Below are 21,723 nucleotides of genomic sequence, written 5' to 3' on the forward strand. Positions count from 1 at the left end.
ACGACAAGGGAAGGCCGCTTGCCGACCATACCGTCTTCAAGCCGCTGCGGCGGCCGAGGCCGGCGGCAACACGGCGGCCGGCTTACCCTGGCTGTTGAGCGCCCGCGCCAGGTCCCGGAACGGGCCCAGCTTGATCGCCGGGGCGAACAGGAAGCCCTGCGCCATGACGACGCCGCGGGCCCGCAGATAGAGCGCCTGCGCCTCGGTCTCGACGCCCTCGGCGACGATTTCGGTGCCCAGGTCGTGCGCCATCGAGATCAGTCCGTCGAGCACCGGCACCTGCGTGGTCCCGGGCTTGATCATGTCGACGAAGACGCGATCGATCTTGATCACATCAACCCCGAGCGTCTGCATATAGGCGAGGTTCGAGTGGCCGGTGCCGGCGTCATCCATGGCCAGCCGGGCGCCAAGCGCGTGCAGGCCGGAAATGACGGCCGTGGTCTGCGGCGCATTGTCGAGCGGCCGGCGCTCGGTGATCTCGAACACCAGCTGGCGGAAGCTGATCGGCGAGTCGGCAAAAATCGCCTGCACGTCCTCGACGATCGACCCATCGCGGAAATGCCCCTCGAAGAGATTGATCGAGACCTTGAGCTCAGGCATCTCCCGGCACAGTTCGGCCAGATCCTGACGCACCTGCTGCATCAGGCTGACGGTCATGGGGATGGCGAGGCCCGTGACCTCGGCGTAATCGATAAACGCCCCGGGCATGACGATCTCGCCGCCCTTCTTTTCCCAGCGGCAGAGCACCTCGCAGCCCGCCAGGGCGCCGGTGCGAAGGTTGATGACCGGCTGGTACCACGGCTTGATCTCGCCGGCCTGGATGGCCCGTTCCAGATCGAAGGCCGGCAGGCTGGAGCGGCGGACATATTGCAGCGCCAGCACCAGGAAGCCGCCACTCATCAGGCAGGCGACTATGGTGAAGCTGGCATCGAGATCGGCATAGTCGGCGCGCACCACGGCAAACGGCACCGCCGACTCGGCCCGGATCGGGATCTCGCCGGCAATCGAGTGCACGGCAACGAACTCAGTGTCGCCCCGATGGTCGTAGGCATTGGCATCCCCTGCCGTCAGCACCGGCGTATCGTTGGTCAGCGTGACCCGCACCATCGATGTCGGTTTCAGGCCGCGCAGCAGGCTGTCGGGCGGGTTGGCGATGATCGGCACAAAGGCCGAGACCCGGCGCTGGCCGCCGAAATTCTGGGTGATCTTGAGCACCGGTGTCGGCAGGCCGCCCAGCTTGACCACCGAGAAGGTCTCGGCGTTGCCCGGAATGCTGAGATTGTCCGACAGCGGCGAATAACTCACCTGCTTGCCGAAGGCATCGCAGTACTGCACGCCGTCGGCGTTCTCCACCAGCACCTGCTTGAGATAGAGGCTCGACTCCATCTGCCTGTGCACATTGGCGATGAAGGTCGGGGTACAGAGCGACGGACTGTCAGCCAGAATCGTGCGCAGCGAGCCGATGGCGTCCTTGGCGGTGGCCTGGATGCGCTCGGTGATGCTGTCCACCGTCTGCTGCAACTGGGCGCGCTCGCGCATGCGCACGTAGGAATCGAGCAGATAGTCGACGCCAAGCACCGGCAGGAACGCCGCAATGGCGCTCAACAGCATGATAGCGTGAGTGTATTTCGACTTCACTGCAGACTCGCGGCCCCCACCAGAGCCCAAGTCGTAGCCTGCAGCACTTTAAGAGAGTGTTAACGCCGGTTAACCACGTGTGCCGGAATGGAGCAGCGCACCCGGCGCTGCTCCAATGCCACTATTCTTTGACGTTCAGCCGGATGCTGAGTTCGCGCAACTGCTTGGGCGAAGCCGGGCTCGGGGCCCCCATCAGCAGGTCTTCGGCCTGCTGATTCATCGGGAACAGCGTGATCTCGCGCAGGTTCTGCACGCCGCAGAGCAGCATGACGATGCGGTCCACGCCGAAGGCCGCGCCACCATGCGGCGGGGCGCCGTACTGGAACGCCCGGAACAGGCCGCCGAACTGCTCTTCGACTTCCGCCGCCGACTTGCCGGTCTTTTCGAAGGCCGCGATCATCGTCGCCGGTTCCTGGTTACGAATCGAGCCCGAGGCGATCTCGAAGCCGTTGCAGACGGCGTCGTACTGGTACGCCTTGATGGTCAGCGGATCTTCATTCCTGAGCGCCTCAAGGCCGCCGCGCGGCATCGAGAACGGGTTGTGGGCGAAGTCGACCCGCTTTTCTTCCTCGCTCCACTCGTAGAACGGGAAGTCGACGATCCAGCAGAACTCGAAGCGCTCGAGGTCGGTCAGGTTCAGGTCGAGCCCGGCCTTGACGCGGGCTTCGCCGGCAAAGCGATACATCTTCTCGGGACGCCCGAGCACGAAGAACACGGCATCGCCGTCCTCCAGCCCGAGCTGGCTGCGAATGGCCGCCGTCCGCTCCTCGCCGACATTCTTGGCGATCGGCCCCGAGCCGGCACCGTCCTTGAAAAAGATATAGCCGAGGCCCGGCTGGCCCTGCCCCTGCGCCCAGGCGTTCATGCGATCGCAGAAGGCACGCGAGCCGCCGGTCTTGGCTGGAATGGCCCAGACCTCCACCTTGTCGTCGCCAGCGATCTGGTTGGCAAACACACCAAAGCCGGAACCACGGAAATGCTCCGTGACATTCTGCATGACGATGGGATTGCGCAGGTCCGGCTTGTCCGAGCCGTACTTGCGGATTGCCTCGTCATAGGGAATGCGCGGCCACTGCTTGGTCACCGGCTTGCCCTCGCCGAACTCCTCGAACAGCGCAGTGATGACCGGCGTCATGGTGTCCCAGATCTCTTCCTGGGTGACAAAGCTCATCTCGAGGTCGAGCTGGTAGAATTCGCCTGGCAGGCGATCGGCGCGCGGGTCCTCGTCGCGGAAGCACGGGGCGATCTGGAAATAGCGGTCGAAGCCGGCAACCATCAGCAGCTGCTTGTATTGCTGCGGCGCCTGCGGCAGGGCAAAGAACTTGCCCGGATGGATACGGCTGGGCACCAGGAAGTCACGGGCGCCTTCGGGCGACGAGGCGGTCAGGATCGGCGTCGAATATTCGGCAAAGCCGATGTCGCCCATGCGGCGGCGCATCGACGAGACGATCCTGGTGCGCTTGACGATATTGGCGTGCAGCGTCTCGCGGCGCAGGTCGAGAAAGCGGTAGCGCAGCCGCACATCCTCGGGATAGTCCGGCTCGCCGAACACCGGCAGCGGCAATTCCTTTGCTTCGCCAAGCACTTCGAGCTCGCGGATGAAGACTTCGATGCCGCCGGTCGGCTGGTTGGCGTTGACGGTCTCGGGCGTCCGCGCCTTGACCTCGCCGTCGATGCGGATGACCCATTCGGAGCGCACCGTTTCGGCCAGCTTGAAGGCGGCGGAATCGGGGTCGATCACCAGCTGCGTCAGGCCATAATGGTCGCGCAGGTCGATGAACAGCAGGCCGCCGTGATCGCGGACGCGGTGCACCCAGCCGGAGAGACGCACATTATCGCCCACGTCCCCCACCGTCAGGGCCGCGCAGGTGTGTGTGCGATAGGGGTGCATTTTGTGACTCTTTGCAGGTGGGTTGGCTGGGTAAAATAGCGGCGCGAAAAGCGCATGCAGGGGCGAGTTTGTCAAGTTTCCGGGGCTTGCGGCACGCCCGGCGATGCTGCAGTGCGGGTAATTGTTTCTGGAATGCATGGACTTCCCCTGATAAGAGGCTGGCCAAGCACTGGGGCCCGAAAGGCGATACATGGAGATCATCACCTCCACCGACGCGCTCGCTGCGTTTTGCGAGCGAGCCGCCGGATATGACTATGTGACGGTGGATACCGAGTTTCTTCGCGAGACGACCTACTGGCCGAAGCTGTGCCTGCTGCAGGCGGCGACGGACGATGAAGCGGTTCTGATCGATCCGCTGACCGACGGGCTGAGTCTGGCGCCGTTCTTTGCGCTCCTCGCCAACGAAGCGGTCACGAAGGTCTTTCATGCCGCCCGGCAGGACATCGAGATTTTCGTCAAGCTCTCCGGCAAGGTGCCTGCCAATATCTTCGACACGCAGGTTGCCGCCTCTGTCTGCGGCTTCGGCGACAGCGTCTCCTACGACAATCTGGTGCGCTCGGTGACCGGCGTCGAGCTCGACAAGTCGTCGCGCTTTACCGACTGGTCGGCCCGGCCCCTGAGCGAGAAGCAGCGTGTCTACGCGCTCGCCGACGTCACCCACCTGCGCGACATCTACAAGAGCCTTGTCGAGCAGGTCGCAAAAACCCGCCGCGGCGACTGGGTGCAGGACGAGCTCTCGGTGCTGCGCTCGATCGACACCTATGTGGTGCAGCCCGAAAACGCCTGGGAGCGGTTGCGCGCCAAGCTCAACCGCCCGCGTGACATCGCCGCCCTGCAGCAGCTGGCTGCCTGGCGCGAGAAGCGCGCGCAGGATTCCGATCAGCCGCGCAGCCGCGTGCTCAAGGATGATGCGCTGGTCGAACTGGCGATGCAGCGCCCGTCGTCTCCCGAAGGATTCGAGAAGCTGCGCGCCGTGCAGCGCGGCTACGGCCGCTCGGCCGCCGCTGCCGAGATCATCGCCATTATCAAGAGGGTCGAGGCGCTCAGCAAAGCCGAACTGCCCGACATGCCCGAGCGCTATCGCGGCCCCTCACCCAAGGGCGCCGTCGGCGATCTGGTGCGGGTGCTGCTCAAGTCGGTCGCCGAGGAACATGGCGTCGCCGCCCGCATCCTCGCCACCTCCGACGAGATCGACGCCCTGGTGCTCGATGACGAGGCCGATGTGCCGGCCCTCAAGGGCTGGCGGCGCAAGCTGTTCGGCGAGAAGGCCCTGGCGATCAAGCACGGCAAGATCGGTCTGGCTGCCACCCGCAAGGGTGTGGTGGAGATCCCGATCCCCGGCTCGTCCGACTAGCTCGCGCGGATTCTGGCGTTCTTGATCCCGGCCACGCCGATCAGCTGATCGAGCCGGGTCTGGAGATGCTCGCCGTCGAGAAACGCCAGATCCTCGGGGAGATGCAGGATCAGCGTGTCATCATCCATCGAGAAGCTGGCCCGCGGCAGGATGCCCGGCATGGCGGCCGACATCGGGTAGGCCACCCGGAACGTGGCGCCCAGCAGCCGCGCCTTGCTGCTGCCCGCCGATCCGGCCAGTGACAGCAGCGCCTGATTCTGGCTCTTGTGCTTCAACCCCATGTAACGCACGGCCATCACCTCGGCGAGAAAGGCCCGCCCTGGGTGATCGACGCCGGTCAGTGAGCCGTAGGCCACCAGGTCGACACTCTGCTCGCCGCGATAGTCGGGGTGACCGCGCCAGCCGATATCGGCGAGGTAGCAGGCCACCTTGCGCAGCCGCAGTTCATCCGCCGATTCCCGCATGCCGATGGCGGTGAGGAATTCGGCCGAAAAGTCGATGAGGTCGGTGGCGTGGGCCGGCGAGCGCGAGCGCAGCACGGACATTTCCTCGGCGCCCTGCAGCAGCGGATCGACCAGGCGCTCGTGGTCGTCGAGCAGCCCGTAGAGATAGCCTTCGCGCACCCCGAGGGCCGAAAACACCACCTTGTCGAACTTCCCGGCCTTGAGCACTTCATAGAGCACCGCAGCGCCGTAAGGGACCAGGTCGCGGCGCCCCGAACTCATGTTCTCGGACCCGGCATAGGTCTGGTTCTTGTCGTACTCGCTGATGATGTCATCGCAGAGCTTGAGCAGGTCGTCGGCCGGCACGTCGTAGTGCTGGACCATGTGCAGGGGGTATTTGCGCAGGATCTGGTGCAGCTTGGCCAGCGACCGCCAGGTACCGCCGATGGCGCAGAACGTGCCGCCGCCCTTGCCGTCGAACAGGCCCGAGGCCTTCAGCCGCTGCTTGGCGATGCTCTGGGCCTTCTTGACCGAGCTGCCGCTGTCGTCCTGCAGGCGGATGACGCCAAGCTCGAGCGTCTCGCCCGCCGCGTCGTCGCCGGCGTTCATGGCCGAGAGTTCTAGGCTGCCGCCGCCCAGATCGCCGACGATGCCGGTGAACCCTGGAATGCCGGCAAGGACGCCGAGCGCGGCATAATGGGCTTCCTCCGCGCCGCTGAGCACCTGGACCTTGGTGCCCATCAGCTCTTCCACGGCGCTGACGAACTCCTTGGAATTGCTGGCATCGCGCACTGCCGAGGTGGCCAGCACATAGACCTTGCCCACCTTCATAAGCTTGGCGACCAGCGCAAAGCGCTGGATGGCGGTCACCGCCCGTTCGACATTTTCCTGGGCCAGCTTGCCTGACGAGGCGACACCTCGGCCCAGCGCGCAGGCGGACTTCTCGTTGTACAGATGGGTCAGCGACCGGGCATGGCGCTCATAGACAACAAGTCGCACCGAGTTGGAGCCGATATCGAGCACCGCCACCGGCTTGGCACCCTTGATACGCCCTTGGGCGGTCGGATCGGCGTCTACGCCCCAGTATCGGTTCAATCGTCACTCTCATCTTTGTCGTGCAAGGCACTGCCGCGTCCCGACAGACTGGCGTTGGTCATGAAGTACTCGTGGGCGCTGAAGGGCTCCTCACCCTCGGCGAGCCGAATGCGATGCGAACTGCCATCAGGAAGCACCTCCCAGCTCTGCTGGTTATCCTTCAGGTAGCTTACCAGCATACGGTCAAGGATCTGTTTGTGCACGGTCTTGTTGACGATCGGCACCATCACCTCGACGCGCCAGTCAAGATTGCGCTGCATCAGGTCGGCCGAGGAGATGTAGACCTTGGCCTTGCGCGAGGGCATGGGCTCGCCCTGCCCGAAGCAGAAAATGCGCGAATGCTCGAGGAAACGGCCGACCACGGACTTGACCCGGATATTGTCGGAGAACCCCGGAATACCAGGGCGCAGGCAGCAGATGCCGCGCACAATCAGCTCGATCTTGACGCCTTTGCGGCTGGCGTCATAGAGCGCGTCGATGATCTCGGGATCGACGAGCGAATTCATCTTCAGCCAGATGCTGGCCGGCTCGCCGCGCTCGGCATAGCCGATTTCCTTTTCGATGTGCTCGATCAGGGTGGAGCGCAGATTGACGGGCGAGGCCGCAATGGCCTCCAGTTCGGTCGGCCGGGCATAGCCGGTGATGAAGTTGAACACCCGCGCCACGTCCCGGGTAATCGCCGGGTCGCAGGTGAAGTAGCTCAGATCGGTGTAGATCTTGGCGGTGATCGGGTGGTAGTTGCCGGTCCCCAGGTGACAGTAGCTGGCGAGCTTGCCGCCTTCGCGGCGCACCACCTGGCTCATCTTGGCGTGCGTCTTGAGCTCGATGAAGCCGAACACCACCTGCGCGCCCGCCCGTTCGAGATCTCGGGCCCAGCGGATATTGGCCTCTTCGTCAAACCGCGCCTTCAGTTCCACCAGTGCCGTGACCGACTTGCCGGCCTCCGCCGCCATGATCAGCGCCTTGACGATCGGGCTGTCGCGCGAGGTGCGGTAGAGCGTTTGCTTGATGGCCACCACATTGGGATCGCGGGCGGCCTGCAGCAGGAACTGCACCACTGTGTCGAAGCTTTCGAACGGGTGATGGACCAGCAGGTCCTTGGCCTTGATGGCGGCAAAGATGTCGCCATTATAGTCCCGCACCCGCTCGGGAAAGCGCGGCACATAGGGCTGGAACTTCAGGTCGGGCCGGTCGATCTCGCACACCTTGGCGGCGTCGGCGAGGCCGAGGAAACCCTCGAACTCGAACGTATCGGCATTGCCGATCCCCAGCCGGTCCGAGATCTGGCGGCGCAGGGCGCGCGGCATCTTCTTTTCGATTTCGAGGCGGATCACCTGGCCGCGCCGGCGCTGGCGCAGTGCCGATTCAAATTCCACCACCAGATCGGCAGCCTCGTCGTCGATTTCGATTTCGCTGTCGCGGATGACCCGGAAAGCGCCGGAGCCGGCCACTTCGTAGCCGGGAAAGAGCTTGTGGAAGAAGAGGTTGATGATCGTGTCGATGGTCACGACCTCGATCCGGCCGTCCTCGCTCAGGCTGGCCGGGAGGGTGATGAAGCGGTCGAGATTGCCGGGGACGCGCACCAGCGCGGTCAGGGCCGCCATGGTGCCGGGGCGGATCATCTCGAAGGCGAGCGAGAAGCCGAGATTGGGGATGAACGGGAACGGATGCGCCGGATCGACGGCAATCGGCGTCAGCACCGGGAAGATTTCCTCGCGGAACAGCCGCTGCAGGAACTTGACCTGCTCCTGTCCGAGGTCGTCGATCTCGTGGATCACGACGCCGGCTTCGAACAGTTCCTCGCGCAGCGTCTGCCACTGGTCCTGCTGCTCGAGATGCAGGTGCTGGGCCAGCGTGGCGACCTCCTCGAGCTGCTCGGTCGGCGACAGGCCGTCGGCGCTCTGGGTGGCGATGCCGGCGCGGACCTGGCCCTTGAGGCCGGCCACACGCACCATGAAGAACTCGTCGAGATTGTTGGCTGAGATCGACACGAAGCGCAGCCGTTCGAGCAGCGGGTGATTGACGTTCCCCGCCTCCTCGAGCACGCGCATGTTGAACTGCAGCCAGCTGACCTCGCGGTTGACGAACCGGGCCGGGCTGTTGCGCAGCTCGTCGACGTCCGGGGCGGCCGGCGTCGGATCGGAAAACTCGCTCTGCTCATTCATCGTCGTCGTCGCCTTCCCGTTCCTCCAGCTCCAGCGCCAGCTGGGCCGTATCGCGCGCCGCGCCGCGCCGCGCCAGCGCCTCGGCCGCTATGGCACGGGTGATCGCCGTACCGCGCGCCAGCGCCGCCTCATCCATCAGTCCCGCCAGCGCCACCGCCTCGTCGGGCGACCGTTCCATGCGGGCGACCAGATAGGCAATGATCTTGGGATCAACCGTCACCTGGCGGTCGCCGAAGAGCTTCACGAACATCTGCGACAATTGAATGTCATCGCTGGTCGCGATCGGGAAATGCGCCGCGAGTCGGGCCCGCGACTTCAGATCATCGGTGTCGAAGCTCCAGTTGGCAACGGCCTCGCGCGCTGTCAGCAGCAAGGGCCGGCCGTCACGCATCGACTGGTTGAGCAAATGGAACAGCGCCGCTTCGTCATAGCCGCGCCGGTCGACGTCTTCGAGCACCAGCGGCGCGGTGCCGCCCTGGCGCGACAGCGCCTCGAGCTCGCCCACGGCCGGCAGCTGTGCCCCTGCCCGCTCGGCCCAGATGCGGGCCAGATGCGACTTGCCCGAGCTGGCCGGCCCTTGCAGCAGCATCCAGGGTGGCGACGGCCAGTCGGGGAAGTGCAGGATATGCCGATAGGCCAGGTCATTGCCTTCGCCGACGATGAGGTCCTCTTCGGCATGGGACGGTGTATGCCCCCATTCGAGGGTCAACTGGCCGATCGGTCCCGGCCCTGGCGTGGCCTGGTTCATTTTGCGGGCTTTGCCCTTGGGCGGCGCGTCGCGGTGGCGGTGGCCTGCTTGACCGGAGCGTCGGTAACCAGCGTCACCTGGATTTCCGGGTTCGGCGCGGCGGCCGGCGCCGTGGCCTCGCCCAGATAGAGCGTGCTGGCCTGGTATTTCTGCACGGCGTAGCGCGTCAGCACGCCGGCTATGGCAGTCAGCGGCACAGCCAGCAGCAGGCCGACGAAGCCGAACAGCAGGCCGAAGGCAAACAGCGCGAACATCAGCCAGACCGGATTGATGTCGATGCTCTGTCCCACCAGCTTGGGATAGAGGATATTGCCCTCGAGGAACTGGCCGACCACGTAGACGGCCAGCACGATCAGAAAGCGCACCCACTCGTCGGGCCAGAACTGCACGGCGGCAATCGTCATCGACAGGGCGAAGCCGACGAGGAACCCAACATAGGGGATAAAGCTCAAGAGGCCGCCGATCAGGCCGATGGCGATGCCAAAATCGAGCCCCACCATCCAGAGCGCCGTGGAATAATAGACGCAGAGCACGACGATCACCGAGCCCTGGCCGCGGATCACGCCGGCCATCGAGCGGTCGATCTGGCGCAGCACGCCGGCAATCTCGTCGCGGTGCTGGCGCGGCAGCAGTTCGTCGACGCGCTTGACCATGCCGTCCCAGTCGAGCAGCAGGTAAAAGGCCACCACCGGGGTGATGAACAGCACGGCGATGGTATTGAGCACCGTCAGGCCACTCTGGGCGATCTGCGCGGTGATGCTGCCGGCCAGCTCGACGCCGGTGCCGATCATCTGCGCCAGAGATGCCTCGAGCTGGGCGGCGCGCTCGGGTCCGAGCCATTCGTTGAGTTGCGGCGCGAGGTCCTGCAGCAGCAGTTGCAGGTCACCGATATAGGTGGGCAGCCGCAGCACCAGGCCCGCAATCTGGGTCGAGACCAGCGGCACCAGCATGAGGAAAATGCCCATCACCACAGCGATCAGCAGCAGCAGTGAAATGGCCGAGCCGAAGGGCCGCGCAATGCGGATCTTCATGAGCAGCGTCACCACCGGATTGAGCAGATAGGCCATGGCCATGCCGACGATGAACGGCAGCAGGATCGAGCGGAAGATCCACAGCAGCAGGATCGCCACGAGCGAAATTCCGGCCCAGACGAACAGTTGATTTCTAAGTGTCATCGACCCGGGCAACCCTTGCGTCTGGCAGGTGGAGCGGCTATCAGCGCCAACAGACCTCTTACCCTAAAAGAATGGCCAGTCCAGCCCATGTCCGACACGCAAAACGTGCCACCAAACGGACTGTCTTACAAGCAGGCGGGCGTTGATATCGACGCCGGCAACGCGCTTGTGGACGCGATCAAGCCGGCGGTGCGCTCGACGCGGCGGCCTGGGGCCGATGGCGAGATCGGCGGCTTCGGCGGATTGTTCGATCTGAAGGCGGCCGGATTTGTCGATCCGGTGCTGGTCGCCGCCAATGACGGCGTCGGCACCAAGCTCAAGATTGCCATCGATACCGGCAGCCATGGCACCATCGGCCAGGACCTGGTGGCGATGTGCGTCAACGACATCATCGTGCAGGGCGCCGAGCCGCTGTTCTTTCTCGACTATTTCGCCACCGGGCGGCTCGACGTCGCCACCGGTACGCAGATCGTCGAAGGCATTGCCCACGGCTGCCGCATCGCCGGCTGCGCCCTGATCGGCGGCGAGACCGCCGAAATGCCGGGCATGTATCAGGACAAGGACTATGACCTGGCCGGCTTTGCCGTCGGCGCGGCCGAACGCGGCACCCTCTTGCCGCGCGCCGATATTGCGGCCGGCGACACGCTGGTTGCCATTGCCTCGTCCGGCGTTCATTCGAACGGCTATTCGCTGGTGCGCAAGATCGTCGAGATCTCGGGCATCGACTGGTACCTGCCGGCGCCGTTCGAAGAAGGCAAGACGCTGTCGGAAGCCCTGCTGACGCCCACCCGCATCTATGTGAAACCGCTGCTCTCGGCGCTGAAGGCCGGCATCGGCATCAAGGCTCTCGCCCATATCACCGGCGGTGGCTTCATCGACAACATCCCCCGCGTCCTGCCGGACGACCTGGCCGCCCATATCGATCTGGGCCAGATCAGCGTTCCGGCAGTGTTTTCCTGGCTGAGCAAGGTTGGCGGCATGGACGAGCGCGAAATGCTGCGCACCTTCAATTGCGGCGTCGGCATGCTTTGCGCCGTCGCCTCGGACGATGCCGACCAGCTTGTCGCGCACCTTGTCGCCGAGGGTGAAACCGCCGCAATTGTCGGCAGCCTCATCCGCCGCACCGGCGAGCCCGTCACTTTCGACGGCAAACTGGCGCTGTGAAGACGCGCGTCGCCATCCTGATCTCCGGTCGCGGCTCCAACATGTCCGCGCTGATCGAGGCGGCACGCGACCCGGACTTCCCTGCCGAAATCATCGGCGTCTTCTCCAACAAGGCGGACGCGCCGGGGCTGGCTTTTGCCGAGGCGGCAGGCGTGCCGACGGCGGTGCGCTCGCACAAGGATTTCTCCAGCCGCGAAGCCTTTGACGCCGAAATCGACACCATTCTGACCGGTTGGCGTACCGATATCGTCTGCCTTGCCGGGTTCATGCGCATTCTCTCGATGCCGTTCGCCATGCGCTGGACCGGCAAGATGCTCAACATTCACCCCTCGCTCCTGCCCGAGTTCAAGGGCCTGCACCCGCAGCGGCAGGCGCTGGAGGCCGGCGTCAGCGAATCCGGCTGCACCGTGCACTGGGTGGTCCCCGACCTCGACGACGGGCCGGCCATCCTGCAGCGCAAGGTCCCGGTGCTGCCCGACGACACCGCCGACTCCCTCGCCGCCCGCATCCTCGTCGAGGAGCACAAGGCCTATCCCGCGGCCCTGCGCCTCGTCGCCACCGGCGCGGCCGTCTACCGCTCCTAGCCCATCACGGCGATTGATCGGGGCCATCGTCAAAATCGGTTCGACGCGGTTCGGACGGCGCACTACCAGTGTGCATCCGCCTGCCAAAGGGCGGCTCTGGTCGGCAAGAGGCTTTTCATGAAAGCGCATTACTGGGCTCTGATCGTCTTTCTCGGCGCCATGTGGGGCTGCTCGTTCCTGTTCAACGCCATCCTCATCCGCGAGCTCGGGCCGCTCTGGGTCTCGGGCGGCCGCGTCACCATCGGAGCGCTGGGCTGCTGGGCCTATTTCGTCGCCACGCGGCGCACCCTGCCCCGCGATCCGATGCTCTACGCGCAGCTGCTGGTGCTCGGCATCCTCAACTATGCCATCCCCTTCGCGCTCTTTCCCTGGGCCGAGAAGGATCTCGCCAGCGGCATTGTCGGCGTCATCAACGGCATGACACCGATGACCACCGTCATCGTCTCGCAGCTGTGGAGAGGCGGTGAAAAAGTGAGCTGGAACAAGTCGATCGGCGTGGTCATCGGCTTTGTTGGCGCGGCCATCCTCGCCTCGCCGTCGTTCGCGGACGGCGCCAGCACGCAGGTCTGGGCCATCGGCGCCTGCTTCCTCGCCACCGTCTGCTACGCGGTGACGCTCAACTACGCGCGCCGGTTCAAGGCAGTGGATTCGGCAACGGTAGCGGCCAGTTCGCTGACCGGCGCGGCGCTGGTCATGGTGCCGGTGGCCCTGCTCTTCGAAGGTGTGCCGGTCATCACGCAGGGCGAAACCTGGGCGGCGCTCTTCGCCATCGGCCTGATGTCGTCGTCACTGGCGTTCCTGCTGCTCTACTGGCTGCTGCCGCGGGTCGGCGCCACCAATATCTCGCTCAACACCTTCATCACGCCGATTTCGGCGATCCTGCTCGGCGTGCTGGTGCTGCACGAGCGCTTCGAGCTCGTGCATGTCATCGGCATGGTCGTGATCTTTGCGGGCCTGGTCTTCATCGACGGCAGGCTGGTGCGGCGCTGGATGCCGCTGCCGCGACCGGCGTAACGCGACGCCGGTCCGGACTGCTCAGACGGGGTCAGGCCGCCTTGGTGCCGATCTGGACCAGCGTGGCGCGGATCTCGACATAGCGCTTCTTCATGTCCTCGAGCTCGCCGGCAACCAGCTTGTTGCTGACCGTATCGGGGAACTTGATGTCGTCGAGATTGACCACCTGCTCGTCCAGTTCGGCGAGGGCGTTGCGGGCCCGTTCGGTGGCCTCGGCACGGGCCGCGGCATCCTTGGCGCCGGGCTGGCTGGCTTCCTGCCAGATGTCGGTGCGGATCAGCCAGCTGGCGATCCGGCGCTTGAACGGCAAAAGAAGTGCGTCGCGCGCACGTAGGGCGTGAAGGTCTGCAGCGGCTGAAGCCAACTCATGTACTCCGGGGGTTTGCGCCGCAGGGTCACGGGGCTTTGTCCCGGATGTACAGTGCGAGGCCCCATGAGTCCCGACAATTCGTCCCGCGGCGTCACATAACTGCCATGTGCGCTTGCGGCGCCGCCGGCAAAAGCGTATGGATTTCGGGCTTTCGGGCTTCGCCGCCCGAAGGTTTGGGCTCGTCCGGAGATTCCACCTCCTGGTCGGGCCCTTCTCTTTTTCGGCCGCCGTTTGTTAGATCGGCGCTTTGGCAAATCCCTTCACCAGTATCGGTCCGGTCGGCTTGCCCGTCGGTGATCCCGGCGATGGTTCAAGTGTGATTTCATAGAGTTGGCCGTCGGCGGGCAGCGGCAGCCTGGGGCCCTGCAGGCGCGCATCCGTGCTGGCGCCGAGCGTCCCCAGCGACACCGCTCCGGTGATTTCGTCCGGCTTGGTCCAGACCTGCAGCACCTTGCCGGCGGGGACAACGAAGTCCTCGAGGGCAACGACATGCACGCTGTCATCGCCAAAAGCCTCGATGATGGCTCCCGGACTGGCGTCGCCCTCTTTGAGCAGCACCGCGATCACCCTTGGCTTCAGTTCAGCGGGCCGCATCGTCTCGCTGGCCATGTAGCCCACACCGATGCCGACGACGACGCTCGCCGCCAGCGCTGCCCACCTGCCCCAGCCGGTCACAGCCCGGTTGTCATTGGCGGGCGCTGGGGTTGGGGTCGCGGGCATCTGGGGAGTGCTGTCCAGCCGAGCCTCGATTGCCGGCCACAGCGCGGCATTGGGCTCACCGGAGGCGGTTTCGTCGAGCGCCTGCATGCGCCGTGACAGCATGGCCACGCGCTCAGCCAGCGCCGGATCACGCTCCATCTCGGCTTCGAAGGCTATGCGGTCGGCGCCCTCGATCAGGCCGAGCACATACTCACCCGCCTGCCCCTGGATGTCCTCGGTGCTCATGTCAGGCACTCCTGCAGCGAGATGACGCCGCGACGGATCCAGGCCTTCACCGTTCCCAGCGGCGCGTCGAGCTTGGCAGCGACTTCGCCGTGATTTAGGCCGGTGACGTAACAGAGCAGGATGGCGTGCCGCTTGGCCTGATCCAGTTGCTCGAGGCACCTGCGCAGGGCATCGCGTTCGGCCAGCAGGTCAAAGGCGCCGGTGGCATCGGCATCCCGGTCGCCCAGTTGCGCCAGCGTCTCGTCATCGCGAAAATCGAGGCGACTGCCGTCGCGCAGCAGGTTGAGCGCCCGGTTGCGCACGATGGTTGTCAGCCAGGCCCGTGCCGGTCCACGCGTTGCGTCAAACTGGGCGGCGCGTTGCCACGCAGTGACGAAGGCCTCCTGCACCACTTCCTCGGCCAGATCGGGGCGTCGCACAATGCGCCGCGCGATGGCCGTCATCCGCCCGCCCTCGAGTGAGAACAGCGCGCCGAGTGCCGCCTTGTTGCCTCCCGCGATCTCCGCCATGAGTCCATTCGCGTCGTTTTCTCCGACCTTGTCCAATGCGCAGCGTCCCTTTGCCTCTGCCGCACACTACACATGGCGCGGGCGAACGGATGCAACTCAACTTTATTTTGTGCGGGTGCATCTGCGCGCCGGGCGTCGCGGGTAATGGGCTCGTAACAGGCGCCTGAGCGCCCCCACACATGGAGACCCCGATCATGCCCCATACCCTCATTCGCATCACCCTTCTCGCCGGCACCGCACTTGCCGGCCTCACCTCGGCTGCACTGGCCGCACCCGCCATCGGCCTTTCCGGCGACAAGACGCTGGTCATGTTCGATACCGAAACGCTCGCCGTTTCCGGCACGATGGATGTCACCGGCGTAGACCGCCTGCTCGGCATCGACGTACGCCCAGCCGATGGCATGCTTTATGGCGTTGCCGATGGCACCAAGGTCGTCACCATCGATCCGACGACGGGCGCCGCGACGGAAAAGAGCACCCTCAGCCAGGGCCTCGCCGATGGCGTCGATGCCATCGTCGATTTCAACCCGGCCGCCGATCGCCTGCGTTTCATGGGCGTTGACGGCACCAACTTGCGCGCCAATGTGGATGATGGCTCCGTCACCGTCGACGGTTCGCTAGCCTATGAGTCGGCCGACATGCATGCCGGCGAAACCCCGGAGATCGTCGCCGCGGCCTACATCAACTCCATCGGCAAGCCGGAAAAGACGGCGATGTACGACATCGACGCGACCATCGTGGCATTGATCCAGCAGGCGCCGCCCAATGACGGTGTGCTCAAGGCCATCGGCAAGCTTGGCATCGATGGCGTCGACAATTACGCGTTCGACATCGCCTCGACGCAGGACCTGACCAATACGGCCTATCTGGTCGCCGGCAAGAGCCTCTATACGGTGGCGCTGGACACCGGCAAGGCAAGCTCGGTGGGCGAGATCACCGGCTTTGACGGCATGCTGCGCGACGTCGCCATCCTGCCGTAAGGCACTACCGGCCCCTTCCTGCGGGAGGGGCCGGATCGTCTTCTAGCCGTCAAACCCCTCGACGATCACGAAGTTGGCGACGCTGGCGGTGACGCGCTTCTGCATTCCCGCCTGGTAGGCGGCGGAATGATAGAGATCCCGCGCTGCCGCAAAGCTCTCGAACTCGATCACCACCTGGCGCGGATGTGCCGTCCCCTCGACGACCTCCTGCTGGCCACCCCGGACGATGAAGCGCCCGCCGTTCTCGGCCAGAAACGGGCGCACAAAGGCCTGGTACTGCCCATAGGCCTCGGGATCGGTGATCTCCAGGTCGACAATCCAGTAACCCTTGGCCATCCGCCCGCCCCTACTCGATGCCCAGCTTGCGCTTGAGGATCTCGTTGAGCGCCTGCGGGTTGGCCTTGCCGCCCGAGGCCTTCATGGCCTGGCCGACGAACCAGCCGACCAGTGTCGGCTTGGCCTTGACCTTCTCGACCTGGTCGGGATTGGCGGCGATGATCTCGTCGACCACCTTCTCGATGGCGCCGGTATCGGTCACCTGCTTCATGCCGCGCTTTTCGACGATCTCGGCCGGGTCGCCAGCCTTGTCCTCGGTGATGATGATCTGCAGCAGGTCCTTGGCGATCTTGCCCGAGATCGTGCCGTCGGCCACGAGGTCGACAATTCCGGCGATCTGCGCCGGCGTGATGTGGGTCTCGTACATCGAGACGCCGATCGAATTGGCATAGGCCGAGATGTCGCCCATCACGAGATTGGTCACGGCCTTGCCGTCGCGCTGCTTGCCGCCATGGGCCACGGCGGCCTCGTAATAGTCTGCCGACTCGCGCTCCAGCGACAGCACCATGGCGTCGTAGGGCGTCACGCCATAGTCGCGGATGAAGCGGGCCTGCTTTTCGTCCGGGAGTTCCGGCAGGTGCTGGGCGAGATCGGCAATATAGGCATCGTCGAACTCGAGCGGCAGCAGGTCGGGATCGGGGAAATAGCGGTAGTCGTGCGCTTCTTCCTTGGAGCGCATGGAGCGCGTCTCGCCGGTCTTGGGATCGTAGAGCCGGGTCTCCTGGTCGATGCTGCCGCCATCCTCCAGGATGTCGATCTGGCGGCGCGCCTCGTATTCGATGGCCTGACCGGCGAAGCGCACGGAATTGACGTTCTTGATCTCGCAGCGGGTGCCGAACGCGCCGCCGGGCTTGCGTACCGAGACGTTGACGTCGGCGCGCATCGAGCCCTGTTCCATGTTGCCGTCGCAGGTGCCGAGGTAGCGCAGGATGGTGCGCAGCTTGCTCAGATAGGCCTTGGCCTCCTCGGACGAGCGCAGGTCGGGCTTGGAGACGATCTCCATCAGCGCCACACCGGAGCGGTTGAGGTCGACAAAGCTCATGTTGGGGTGCTGGTCGTGGATCGACTTGCCGGCGTCCTGCTCCAGATGCAGGCGCTCGATGCCGATCTCGATCTCCTCGTCGCCGACGGTGAGCATCACCTTGCCCTCGCCGACGATCGGGTCCTTGAACTGGCTGATCTGGTAGCCCTGTGGCAGGTCCGGGTAGAAGTAGTTCTTGCGGTCAAAGATCGAGCGCTTGTTGATCGCGGCCTTCAGGCCCAGCCCGGTGCGAACGGCCTGGCGCACGCATTCCTCGTTGATCACCGGCAGCATGCCGGGCATGGCGGCGTCGACGAAGCTGACATTGGCATTGGGCGGCGAGCCGAATTCGGTCGACGAGCCGGAGAACAGCTTGCTCTCGGAGAGCACCTGGGCATGCACTTCCATGCCGATGATCACTTCCCAGTCCCCGGTGGAGCCCGAAATGAAGTTCTTCGGGTTCGGGGTACGCGTATCGACGAGTGTCAAAAGGGTCAGTCCTTATTCGATGTCACTGATGGCGCCGTGATAGGGCGCGAGGCGCTTTTCGAGACGGATCGTGGTCTCGGGATTGTGGGTCGACTTGTCTTCGGGGCGCATGGCCAGAATGCGATAGCCCTGATGCTGGTAAAATGCCACCGCCCGCACGTTGTCGACCAGCGTATTGAGCTGCACCCGCTCGGCCCCTTCCAGCTCCAGCATGGATTCCATGCGGTGCAGCAGCAGCGTGCCGATGCCGTGGTTCTGCAGCAGCGGCGTCACGAACAGGTAGGGCAGATACGAGCGGCCGCGGGCGCGGCTGCACCAGCCGACCGCCACGCCCTCGATCTCGGCGACGATGATCCGGTCGAGATTGGCATGCACCTCGTGACTGAGGCGCCGGCGTTCGAGGTCGCGATTGGCCGCGGCGCCCGACAGCAAAGGACGCAGGTCCTTGTCCCAGGCGACATAGGCAATGTCGGCCAAGGTCTCGATTTCCGATGCGAGGGCCTTGCGGATCACGGCCGACATAGCACTACTCCATGCGCTTGCGCGCCGCGATGATACCCTTCTCGTAATTCACGTTCCAGCTGATCAGCGTCCGCCAGATCAACTCTGCCTGATCCTCGTCGAGCTCGAGTTCCTCGGCGCGATCGCGCTGCTTCTTGATGACGGCATCGATCCGCGCCGGGTCGAGAGCCTCATGCGGATCGGTCTTGATCTGCGCCATCCGCGTCACATAGCGGTGCCGCTCGGCAAACAGGGTCAGCAGCGCCCGGTCGATCCGGTCAATCTCGTCGCGGACATCTTCCTTGGTCTGGCATTCGGCAGGCGTCTTGGTCACGGCGCAGGGCTCTCGTTTGTCAGGTCGATCTGGTTTGCACGGACTGCGGCGCGATTTCAACCGCCGGTTGCCTGATGGGGTCCAAAACGCTATTCATCCGACGTTCATCGACGCGGCTACATTGTGTCGCGATCATCAGGATACGTTTTATGTCTCGCCTGCCGGAGATTGTGTAGCACCCCGTCGCTGACGTGACGGGGATTTGAGAACCGGACCGCCGCCATGCGTTTGCTGGCGGCGTGCCTTGATGTTTTCAGCACTTCCCAGGCTATCTCAAAATGGACATTTCCCGCGATGAACAGCGGGTGCTGCACGCCCTCGCGCAGGGCGGCAACATCACTCCTGTCAAGGACCACAAGGGCCGTATCCAGGCCGTCGACCTCTACAATCGAGACGGCTGGCGGGCTCCTGCCCTGCCCTTGCTCCTGTTCAAAAAGCTCAAGCGAAAGAAGGCCATAGCGTCCCATTCCGGGCAACCCTACCGCATTACGCGGCGTGGTCTGGAACTGGTACGCAGCGAGCTGGACAATCGCTAGAGGCACCCAGACCCGTCACCGATCGGTGACGGGTCGCACTTGACTTCCGACTTTTTTGTTCTCTTTATGTTCTGCCTCCAATCGGCTCACGGGTGCCGGCATGACTGACCTCGCGACCATCCTGCATGCCGACCTCGATGCCTTCTACGCATCGGTCGAACAACTGCTGAATCCGGCACTGCGCGGCAAGCCGATCGCGGTCGGTGGCGGCATCGTGCTGGCAGCCTCCTATGAGGCCAAGGCCTTTGGCGTCCGCACCCCGATGCCCGGCTGGAAGGCCCGGGAGCTCTGTCCCGATCTGATCTTCGTGGACGGACATTTCGATCAGTATCAACGCCTTGGCGACGCGGCCATCAAGGTGCTGGACGATTTCACCCCGCTGGTGGAACGCATTTCCATCGACGAGGCCTTTGCCGATGTCGCGGGCACGGCGCACCTGTTCGGCAGTCCGGCGGACATCGCCGCCGCCATTCGCCGCCGGGTGCGGGACGAACTCGGCCTCCCCATCTCGGTCGGCGTCGCCCGAACCAAACATCTGGCCAAGATCGGCTCGCAGGTGGCCAAGCCGGACGGCCTGGTCGTCATCGACCCGGCCGCCGAGATCGAGTTCCTGCACGCCCTGCCGGTCGAACTGATGTGGGGCGTCGGACCGGTCACCAAAGAAAAGCTGGCGCAGCAAGGCATTGCCACCATCGGGCAACTGGCCAACACTTCCAGCGCCGCGCTGACGCGCCTCCTTGGTCCGGCGGCCGGTGACAAGCTGGCGGCACTGGCGTGGAATCGCGACGCCCGCGAGATCGTCACCGACCGGCGGTCCCGGTCGGCCGGCGCGCAGTCGGCTCTTGGGCGACAACCCGCAGTAGAGCATGTCTTTCGCCCTGCCCTGCTGCATCTGGCCGACCGCATCGGCTCGCGCCTCCGCGCCAGGCTGCTGTCGGGTCGCACCATCACCGCCCGCGTCCGCTTTGCCGATCTGCACGCCGTCACCCGCTCGCTGACGCTCGCCGCACCCATTTCGGCCACCACCACGCTGGCCGAAGTCGCCGAGGAACTGGTGCGCAGCGCCTTGCGCGATCACCCGCAGGAACGTTTCCTCTCGCTCCTCGCCATCTCCGTCAGCCACCTTGAGCGCCAGCCCATGCTGCAACTCGAACTGCCGCTGGGACTGGCCGACGAGAAGCATCGCCCCGGCACGCAGCGCGGCGCTGCCCGCTGGATGGCCGACAAGGCCATCGACAAGGTGCGCGACCGCTTCGGCTGGGAAGCCATCGGCTATGGCCCGGTGGCGCTGGACAAGGCCCGTTCCGTGCCCGACGCCTTCCGCGAACTGGCGCAAAAGGACCTCTGAGCCTAGAATACGAGCATGGATCACAAGGACATCTGGGACGCCGAGGCGGCCGCAAGCTACGATACGCCGGGCACCGGCATGTTCGACCCCGAACTGCTTGAGGCGACTGTTGATCGCCTCGCGGCGCTGGCCGATGGCGGACCAGCGCTCGAATTTGCCATCGGCACCGGCCGTGTTGCCATTCCGCTCGCCCGCCGCGGCGTTGCTGTCGCGGGCATCGAGCTCTCGCCACCGATGGTCGCCGAACTGCGCAAGAATGTCGACGCCACAACCATCCCGGTCACCATCGGCGACATGACTACCGCCAGGGTCGACGGGACATTCTCGCTGGTCTTTCTGGTGTTCAACGGCATTTCGAACGTCCTGACCCAGGCCGAGCAGGTGGCGTGCTTTCGCAACGCCGCCCGGCATCTTGGCCCCGGCGGACGCTTCCTGATCGAACTCTGGGTGCCCGATCTGCGCCGGCTGCCGCCTGGCAATCAGGCCACGGTGTTTGCCGCCGAGGATCGGTATATCGGGCTTGATACGGTCGATGTGCTCAACCAGATCGTCATCTCGCACCACTTCCGCTTTGGCGAAGGTCGCGCGGCCAGCCTGTTCCGCTCGCCGCACCGCTATGTCTGGCCGGCCGAACTCGATCTGATGGCGCAACTGGCCGGTTTCACGCTGGAATCCCGCCACGCCGACTGGCGCGGCTCGCCGTTCACCGCCGAGTCGCGCGCGCACATCTCGGTCTATCGGCTGGCAACTTGACCAACCCAAACTAGTGCTGGGTGACGCCGCTCAGGATCTTGGCGATGTGTTCCCACTCCGCCTTGACGTTGGGCGCGGAGCGGCGCTTGCCGGCGCGGCGATACCAGTAGTCGGCATTGCCCATATCGGCCTCGATCCAGTGCAGCAGCGCGTGCACCCAGTCGAACTCGACCACACCCTCCATCGCCTGGACGATGACGTGCGCCTCTTCCCACTCGGGCCCGATGCGGAACTCGCCCTTGCGAATCCACCACATCGCCTGCAGCGGCTTGGACATGTCCTTGGGCGGGTTCGACCAGTCCTCGGAGGTGAAGATATCTGCCGACATGC

The 21,723-nt window shown here is 64.9% G+C and carries 22 protein-coding genes; 8 read left to right on the forward strand and 14 right to left on the reverse strand.

Annotation, left to right across the window (positions count from 1 at the left end):
• Nucleotides 1–36: 36 nt before the first annotated feature.
• Together AC0L4C_RS15515 and aspS are read right to left on the reverse strand one after the other, a co-directional pair.
• Nucleotides 37–1,638, reverse strand: coding sequence for an EAL domain-containing protein (locus AC0L4C_RS15515; protein ID WP_473400607.1), 1,602 nt, complete (start codon nucleotides 1,636–1,638; stop codon nucleotides 37–39).
• A gap of 121 nt (nucleotides 1,639–1,759) precedes the next feature.
• Nucleotides 1,760–3,529, reverse strand: a complete 1,770-nt coding sequence (gene aspS / locus AC0L4C_RS15520) for an aspartate--tRNA ligase (RefSeq protein WP_473400608.1) — start codon at nucleotides 3,527–3,529, stop codon at nucleotides 1,760–1,762.
• Nucleotides 3,530–3,719: 190 nt separating this feature from the next.
• On the opposite strand from aspS, the gene rnd reads away from it, so the two are divergent.
• The gene (rnd, locus tag AC0L4C_RS15525; protein WP_473400609.1) at nucleotides 3,720–4,883 is read left to right on the forward strand and encodes a ribonuclease D; all 1,164 of its coding nucleotides are present in this window, start codon (nucleotides 3,720–3,722) and stop codon (nucleotides 4,881–4,883) included.
• Here the strand turns inward: rnd and AC0L4C_RS15530 are convergent.
• Genes AC0L4C_RS15530 through AC0L4C_RS15545 form a run of 4 tightly spaced genes read right to left on the reverse strand, consistent with a single transcriptional unit; the run spans nucleotide 4,880 to nucleotide 10,509 of the window.
• Nucleotides 4,880–6,421 carry a Ppx/GppA phosphatase family protein gene (locus AC0L4C_RS15530; RefSeq protein WP_473400610.1) on the reverse strand — a complete coding sequence of 514 codons (1,542 nt, stop codon included), beginning with the start codon at nucleotides 6,419–6,421 and terminating at the stop codon, nucleotides 4,880–4,882. The genes rnd and AC0L4C_RS15530 overlap by 4 nt on opposite strands.
• Nucleotides 6,418–8,586 carry an RNA degradosome polyphosphate kinase gene (locus AC0L4C_RS15535; RefSeq protein WP_473400611.1) on the reverse strand — a complete coding sequence of 723 codons (2,169 nt, stop codon included), beginning with the start codon at nucleotides 8,584–8,586 and terminating at the stop codon, nucleotides 6,418–6,420. Before AC0L4C_RS15535 ends, AC0L4C_RS15530 begins: the two co-directional genes overlap by 4 nt.
• Nucleotides 8,579–9,334, reverse strand: coding sequence for a P-loop NTPase family protein (locus AC0L4C_RS15540; RefSeq protein WP_473400612.1), 756 nt, complete (start codon nucleotides 9,332–9,334; stop codon nucleotides 8,579–8,581). The genes AC0L4C_RS15535 and AC0L4C_RS15540 overlap by 8 nt, the downstream gene beginning before the upstream one ends.
• Nucleotides 9,331–10,509 carry an AI-2E family transporter gene (locus tag AC0L4C_RS15545; protein WP_473400613.1) on the reverse strand — a complete coding sequence of 393 codons (1,179 nt, stop codon included), beginning with the start codon at nucleotides 10,507–10,509 and terminating at the stop codon, nucleotides 9,331–9,333. Before AC0L4C_RS15545 ends, AC0L4C_RS15540 begins: the two co-directional genes overlap by 4 nt.
• 87 nt (nucleotides 10,510–10,596) lie before the next feature.
• On the opposite strand from AC0L4C_RS15545, the gene purM reads away from it, so the two are divergent.
• The 3 genes from purM (at nucleotide 10,597) to AC0L4C_RS15560 (ending at nucleotide 13,271) form a co-directional block, all read left to right on the forward strand.
• The gene (purM, locus tag AC0L4C_RS15550; RefSeq protein ID WP_473400614.1) at nucleotides 10,597–11,673 is read left to right on the forward strand and encodes a phosphoribosylformylglycinamidine cyclo-ligase; all 1,077 of its coding nucleotides are present in this window, start codon (nucleotides 10,597–10,599) and stop codon (nucleotides 11,671–11,673) included.
• Entirely contained in the window at nucleotides 11,670–12,257 is a 588-nt protein-coding gene (gene purN / locus AC0L4C_RS15555) for a phosphoribosylglycinamide formyltransferase (RefSeq protein WP_473400615.1), read from the forward strand. Before purM ends, purN begins: the two co-directional genes overlap by 4 nt.
• 117 nt (nucleotides 12,258–12,374) lie before the next feature.
• Nucleotides 12,375–13,271 carry a DMT family transporter gene (locus AC0L4C_RS15560; protein ID WP_473400616.1) on the forward strand — a complete coding sequence of 299 codons (897 nt, stop codon included), beginning with the start codon at nucleotides 12,375–12,377 and terminating at the stop codon, nucleotides 13,269–13,271.
• A 31-nt stretch (nucleotides 13,272–13,302) separates the two neighbouring features.
• Here the strand turns inward: AC0L4C_RS15560 and AC0L4C_RS15565 are convergent, their stop codons facing one another.
• From AC0L4C_RS15565 to AC0L4C_RS15575, 3 genes are all read right to left on the reverse strand, one after another.
• Nucleotides 13,303–13,581: a hypothetical protein gene (locus tag AC0L4C_RS15565; RefSeq protein ID WP_473400617.1), complete on the reverse strand. Its 279-nt coding sequence runs from the start codon at nucleotides 13,579–13,581 to the stop codon at nucleotides 13,303–13,305.
• A gap of 294 nt (nucleotides 13,582–13,875) precedes the next feature.
• Nucleotides 13,876–14,586: an anti-sigma factor gene (locus tag AC0L4C_RS15570; RefSeq protein WP_473400618.1), complete on the reverse strand. Its 711-nt coding sequence runs from the start codon at nucleotides 14,584–14,586 to the stop codon at nucleotides 13,876–13,878.
• Nucleotides 14,583–15,095, reverse strand: a complete 513-nt coding sequence (locus AC0L4C_RS15575; RefSeq protein ID WP_473400619.1) for a sigma-70 family RNA polymerase sigma factor — start codon at nucleotides 15,093–15,095, stop codon at nucleotides 14,583–14,585. Before AC0L4C_RS15575 ends, AC0L4C_RS15570 begins: the two co-directional genes overlap by 4 nt.
• A 194-nt stretch (nucleotides 15,096–15,289) precedes the next feature.
• Between AC0L4C_RS15575 and AC0L4C_RS15580 the strand changes: the two genes are divergently transcribed.
• Complete coding sequence (locus tag AC0L4C_RS15580) at nucleotides 15,290–16,075, forward strand: DUF4394 domain-containing protein (RefSeq protein ID WP_473400620.1); 786 nt, start codon at nucleotides 15,290–15,292, stop codon at nucleotides 16,073–16,075.
• A gap of 42 nt (nucleotides 16,076–16,117) precedes the next feature.
• Here AC0L4C_RS15580 and AC0L4C_RS15585 read toward each other — a convergent pair whose 3' ends face one another.
• Genes AC0L4C_RS15585 through AC0L4C_RS15600 form a run of 4 tightly spaced genes read right to left on the reverse strand, consistent with a single transcriptional unit; the run spans nucleotide 16,118 to nucleotide 18,756 of the window.
• A complete protein-coding gene (locus AC0L4C_RS15585) occupies nucleotides 16,118–16,411 on the reverse strand; it encodes a DUF1330 domain-containing protein (protein WP_473400621.1) in 294 nt (97 codons plus the stop codon).
• Between the two features lie 10 nt (nucleotides 16,412–16,421).
• A complete protein-coding gene (gene gatB / locus AC0L4C_RS15590) occupies nucleotides 16,422–17,921 on the reverse strand; it encodes an Asp-tRNA(Asn)/Glu-tRNA(Gln) amidotransferase subunit GatB (RefSeq protein WP_473400622.1) in 1,500 nt (499 codons plus the stop codon).
• Between the two features lie 12 nt (nucleotides 17,922–17,933).
• Entirely contained in the window at nucleotides 17,934–18,443 is a 510-nt protein-coding gene (locus AC0L4C_RS15595; RefSeq protein ID WP_473400623.1) for a GNAT family N-acetyltransferase, read from the reverse strand.
• A gap of 4 nt (nucleotides 18,444–18,447) precedes the next feature.
• Nucleotides 18,448–18,756, reverse strand: a complete 309-nt coding sequence (locus AC0L4C_RS15600; RefSeq protein WP_473400624.1) for a chorismate mutase — start codon at nucleotides 18,754–18,756, stop codon at nucleotides 18,448–18,450.
• A gap of 278 nt (nucleotides 18,757–19,034) precedes the next feature.
• On the opposite strand from AC0L4C_RS15600, the gene AC0L4C_RS15605 reads away from it, so the two are divergent.
• From AC0L4C_RS15605 to AC0L4C_RS15615, 3 genes are all read left to right on the forward strand, one after another.
• On the forward strand, nucleotides 19,035–19,292 hold the full coding sequence (locus AC0L4C_RS15605; protein ID WP_473400625.1) for a YjhX family toxin: 258 nt from the start codon (nucleotides 19,035–19,037) through the stop codon (nucleotides 19,290–19,292).
• 100 nt (nucleotides 19,293–19,392) lie between these two features.
• The gene (gene dinB, locus AC0L4C_RS15610; RefSeq protein WP_473400626.1) at nucleotides 19,393–20,640 is read left to right on the forward strand and encodes a DNA polymerase IV; all 1,248 of its coding nucleotides are present in this window, start codon (nucleotides 19,393–19,395) and stop codon (nucleotides 20,638–20,640) included.
• Between the two features lie 15 nt (nucleotides 20,641–20,655).
• The gene (locus AC0L4C_RS15615) at nucleotides 20,656–21,393 is read left to right on the forward strand and encodes a class I SAM-dependent DNA methyltransferase (RefSeq protein ID WP_473400627.1); all 738 of its coding nucleotides are present in this window, start codon (nucleotides 20,656–20,658) and stop codon (nucleotides 21,391–21,393) included.
• A 10-nt stretch (nucleotides 21,394–21,403) separates the two neighbouring features.
• On the opposite strand, the gene AC0L4C_RS15620 is transcribed toward AC0L4C_RS15615, so the two are convergent.
• Nucleotides 21,404–21,721 carry a hypothetical protein gene (locus tag AC0L4C_RS15620; RefSeq protein ID WP_473400628.1) on the reverse strand — a complete coding sequence of 106 codons (318 nt, stop codon included), beginning with the start codon at nucleotides 21,719–21,721 and terminating at the stop codon, nucleotides 21,404–21,406.
• Between the last annotated feature and the right edge of the window lie 2 nt (nucleotides 21,722–21,723).

The sequence above is a fragment of the Devosia sp. J20-27 genome (assembly GCF_055808595.1).

Coding starts and splice junctions, on each gene's coding strand:
- aspS (WP_473400608.1), bottom strand. CDS start 3,529: ATGCACCCCTATCGCACACACACCTGCGCGGCCCTGACGGTGGGGGAC.
- AC0L4C_RS15615 (WP_473400627.1), top strand. CDS start 20,656: ATGGATCACAAGGACATCTGGGACGCCGAGGCGGCCGCAAGCTACGAT.
- AC0L4C_RS15595 (WP_473400623.1), bottom strand. CDS start 18,443: ATGTCGGCCGTGATCCGCAAGGCCCTCGCATCGGAAATCGAGACCTTG.
- AC0L4C_RS15535 (WP_473400611.1), bottom strand. CDS start 8,586: ATGAATGAGCAGAGCGAGTTTTCCGATCCGACGCCGGCCGCCCCGGAC.
- AC0L4C_RS15540 (WP_473400612.1), bottom strand. CDS start 9,334: ATGAACCAGGCCACGCCAGGGCCGGGACCGATCGGCCAGTTGACCCTC.
- purM (WP_473400614.1), top strand. CDS start 10,597: ATGTCCGACACGCAAAACGTGCCACCAAACGGACTGTCTTACAAGCAG.
- AC0L4C_RS15585 (WP_473400621.1), bottom strand. CDS start 16,411: ATGGCCAAGGGTTACTGGATTGTCGACCTGGAGATCACCGATCCCGAG.
- AC0L4C_RS15620 (WP_473400628.1), bottom strand. CDS start 21,721: ATGTCGGCAGATATCTTCACCTCCGAGGACTGGTCGAACCCGCCCAAG.
- AC0L4C_RS15605 (WP_473400625.1), top strand. CDS start 19,035: ATGGACATTTCCCGCGATGAACAGCGGGTGCTGCACGCCCTCGCGCAG.
- AC0L4C_RS15580 (WP_473400620.1), top strand. CDS start 15,290: ATGCCCCATACCCTCATTCGCATCACCCTTCTCGCCGGCACCGCACTT.
- AC0L4C_RS15575 (WP_473400619.1), bottom strand. CDS start 15,095: ATGGCGGAGATCGCGGGAGGCAACAAGGCGGCACTCGGCGCGCTGTTC.
- AC0L4C_RS15545 (WP_473400613.1), bottom strand. CDS start 10,509: ATGACACTTAGAAATCAACTGTTCGTCTGGGCCGGAATTTCGCTCGTG.
- dinB (WP_473400626.1), top strand. CDS start 19,393: ATGACTGACCTCGCGACCATCCTGCATGCCGACCTCGATGCCTTCTAC.
- rnd (WP_473400609.1), top strand. CDS start 3,720: ATGGAGATCATCACCTCCACCGACGCGCTCGCTGCGTTTTGCGAGCGA.
- AC0L4C_RS15570 (WP_473400618.1), bottom strand. CDS start 14,586: ATGAGCACCGAGGACATCCAGGGGCAGGCGGGTGAGTATGTGCTCGGC.
- AC0L4C_RS15560 (WP_473400616.1), top strand. CDS start 12,375: ATGAAAGCGCATTACTGGGCTCTGATCGTCTTTCTCGGCGCCATGTGG.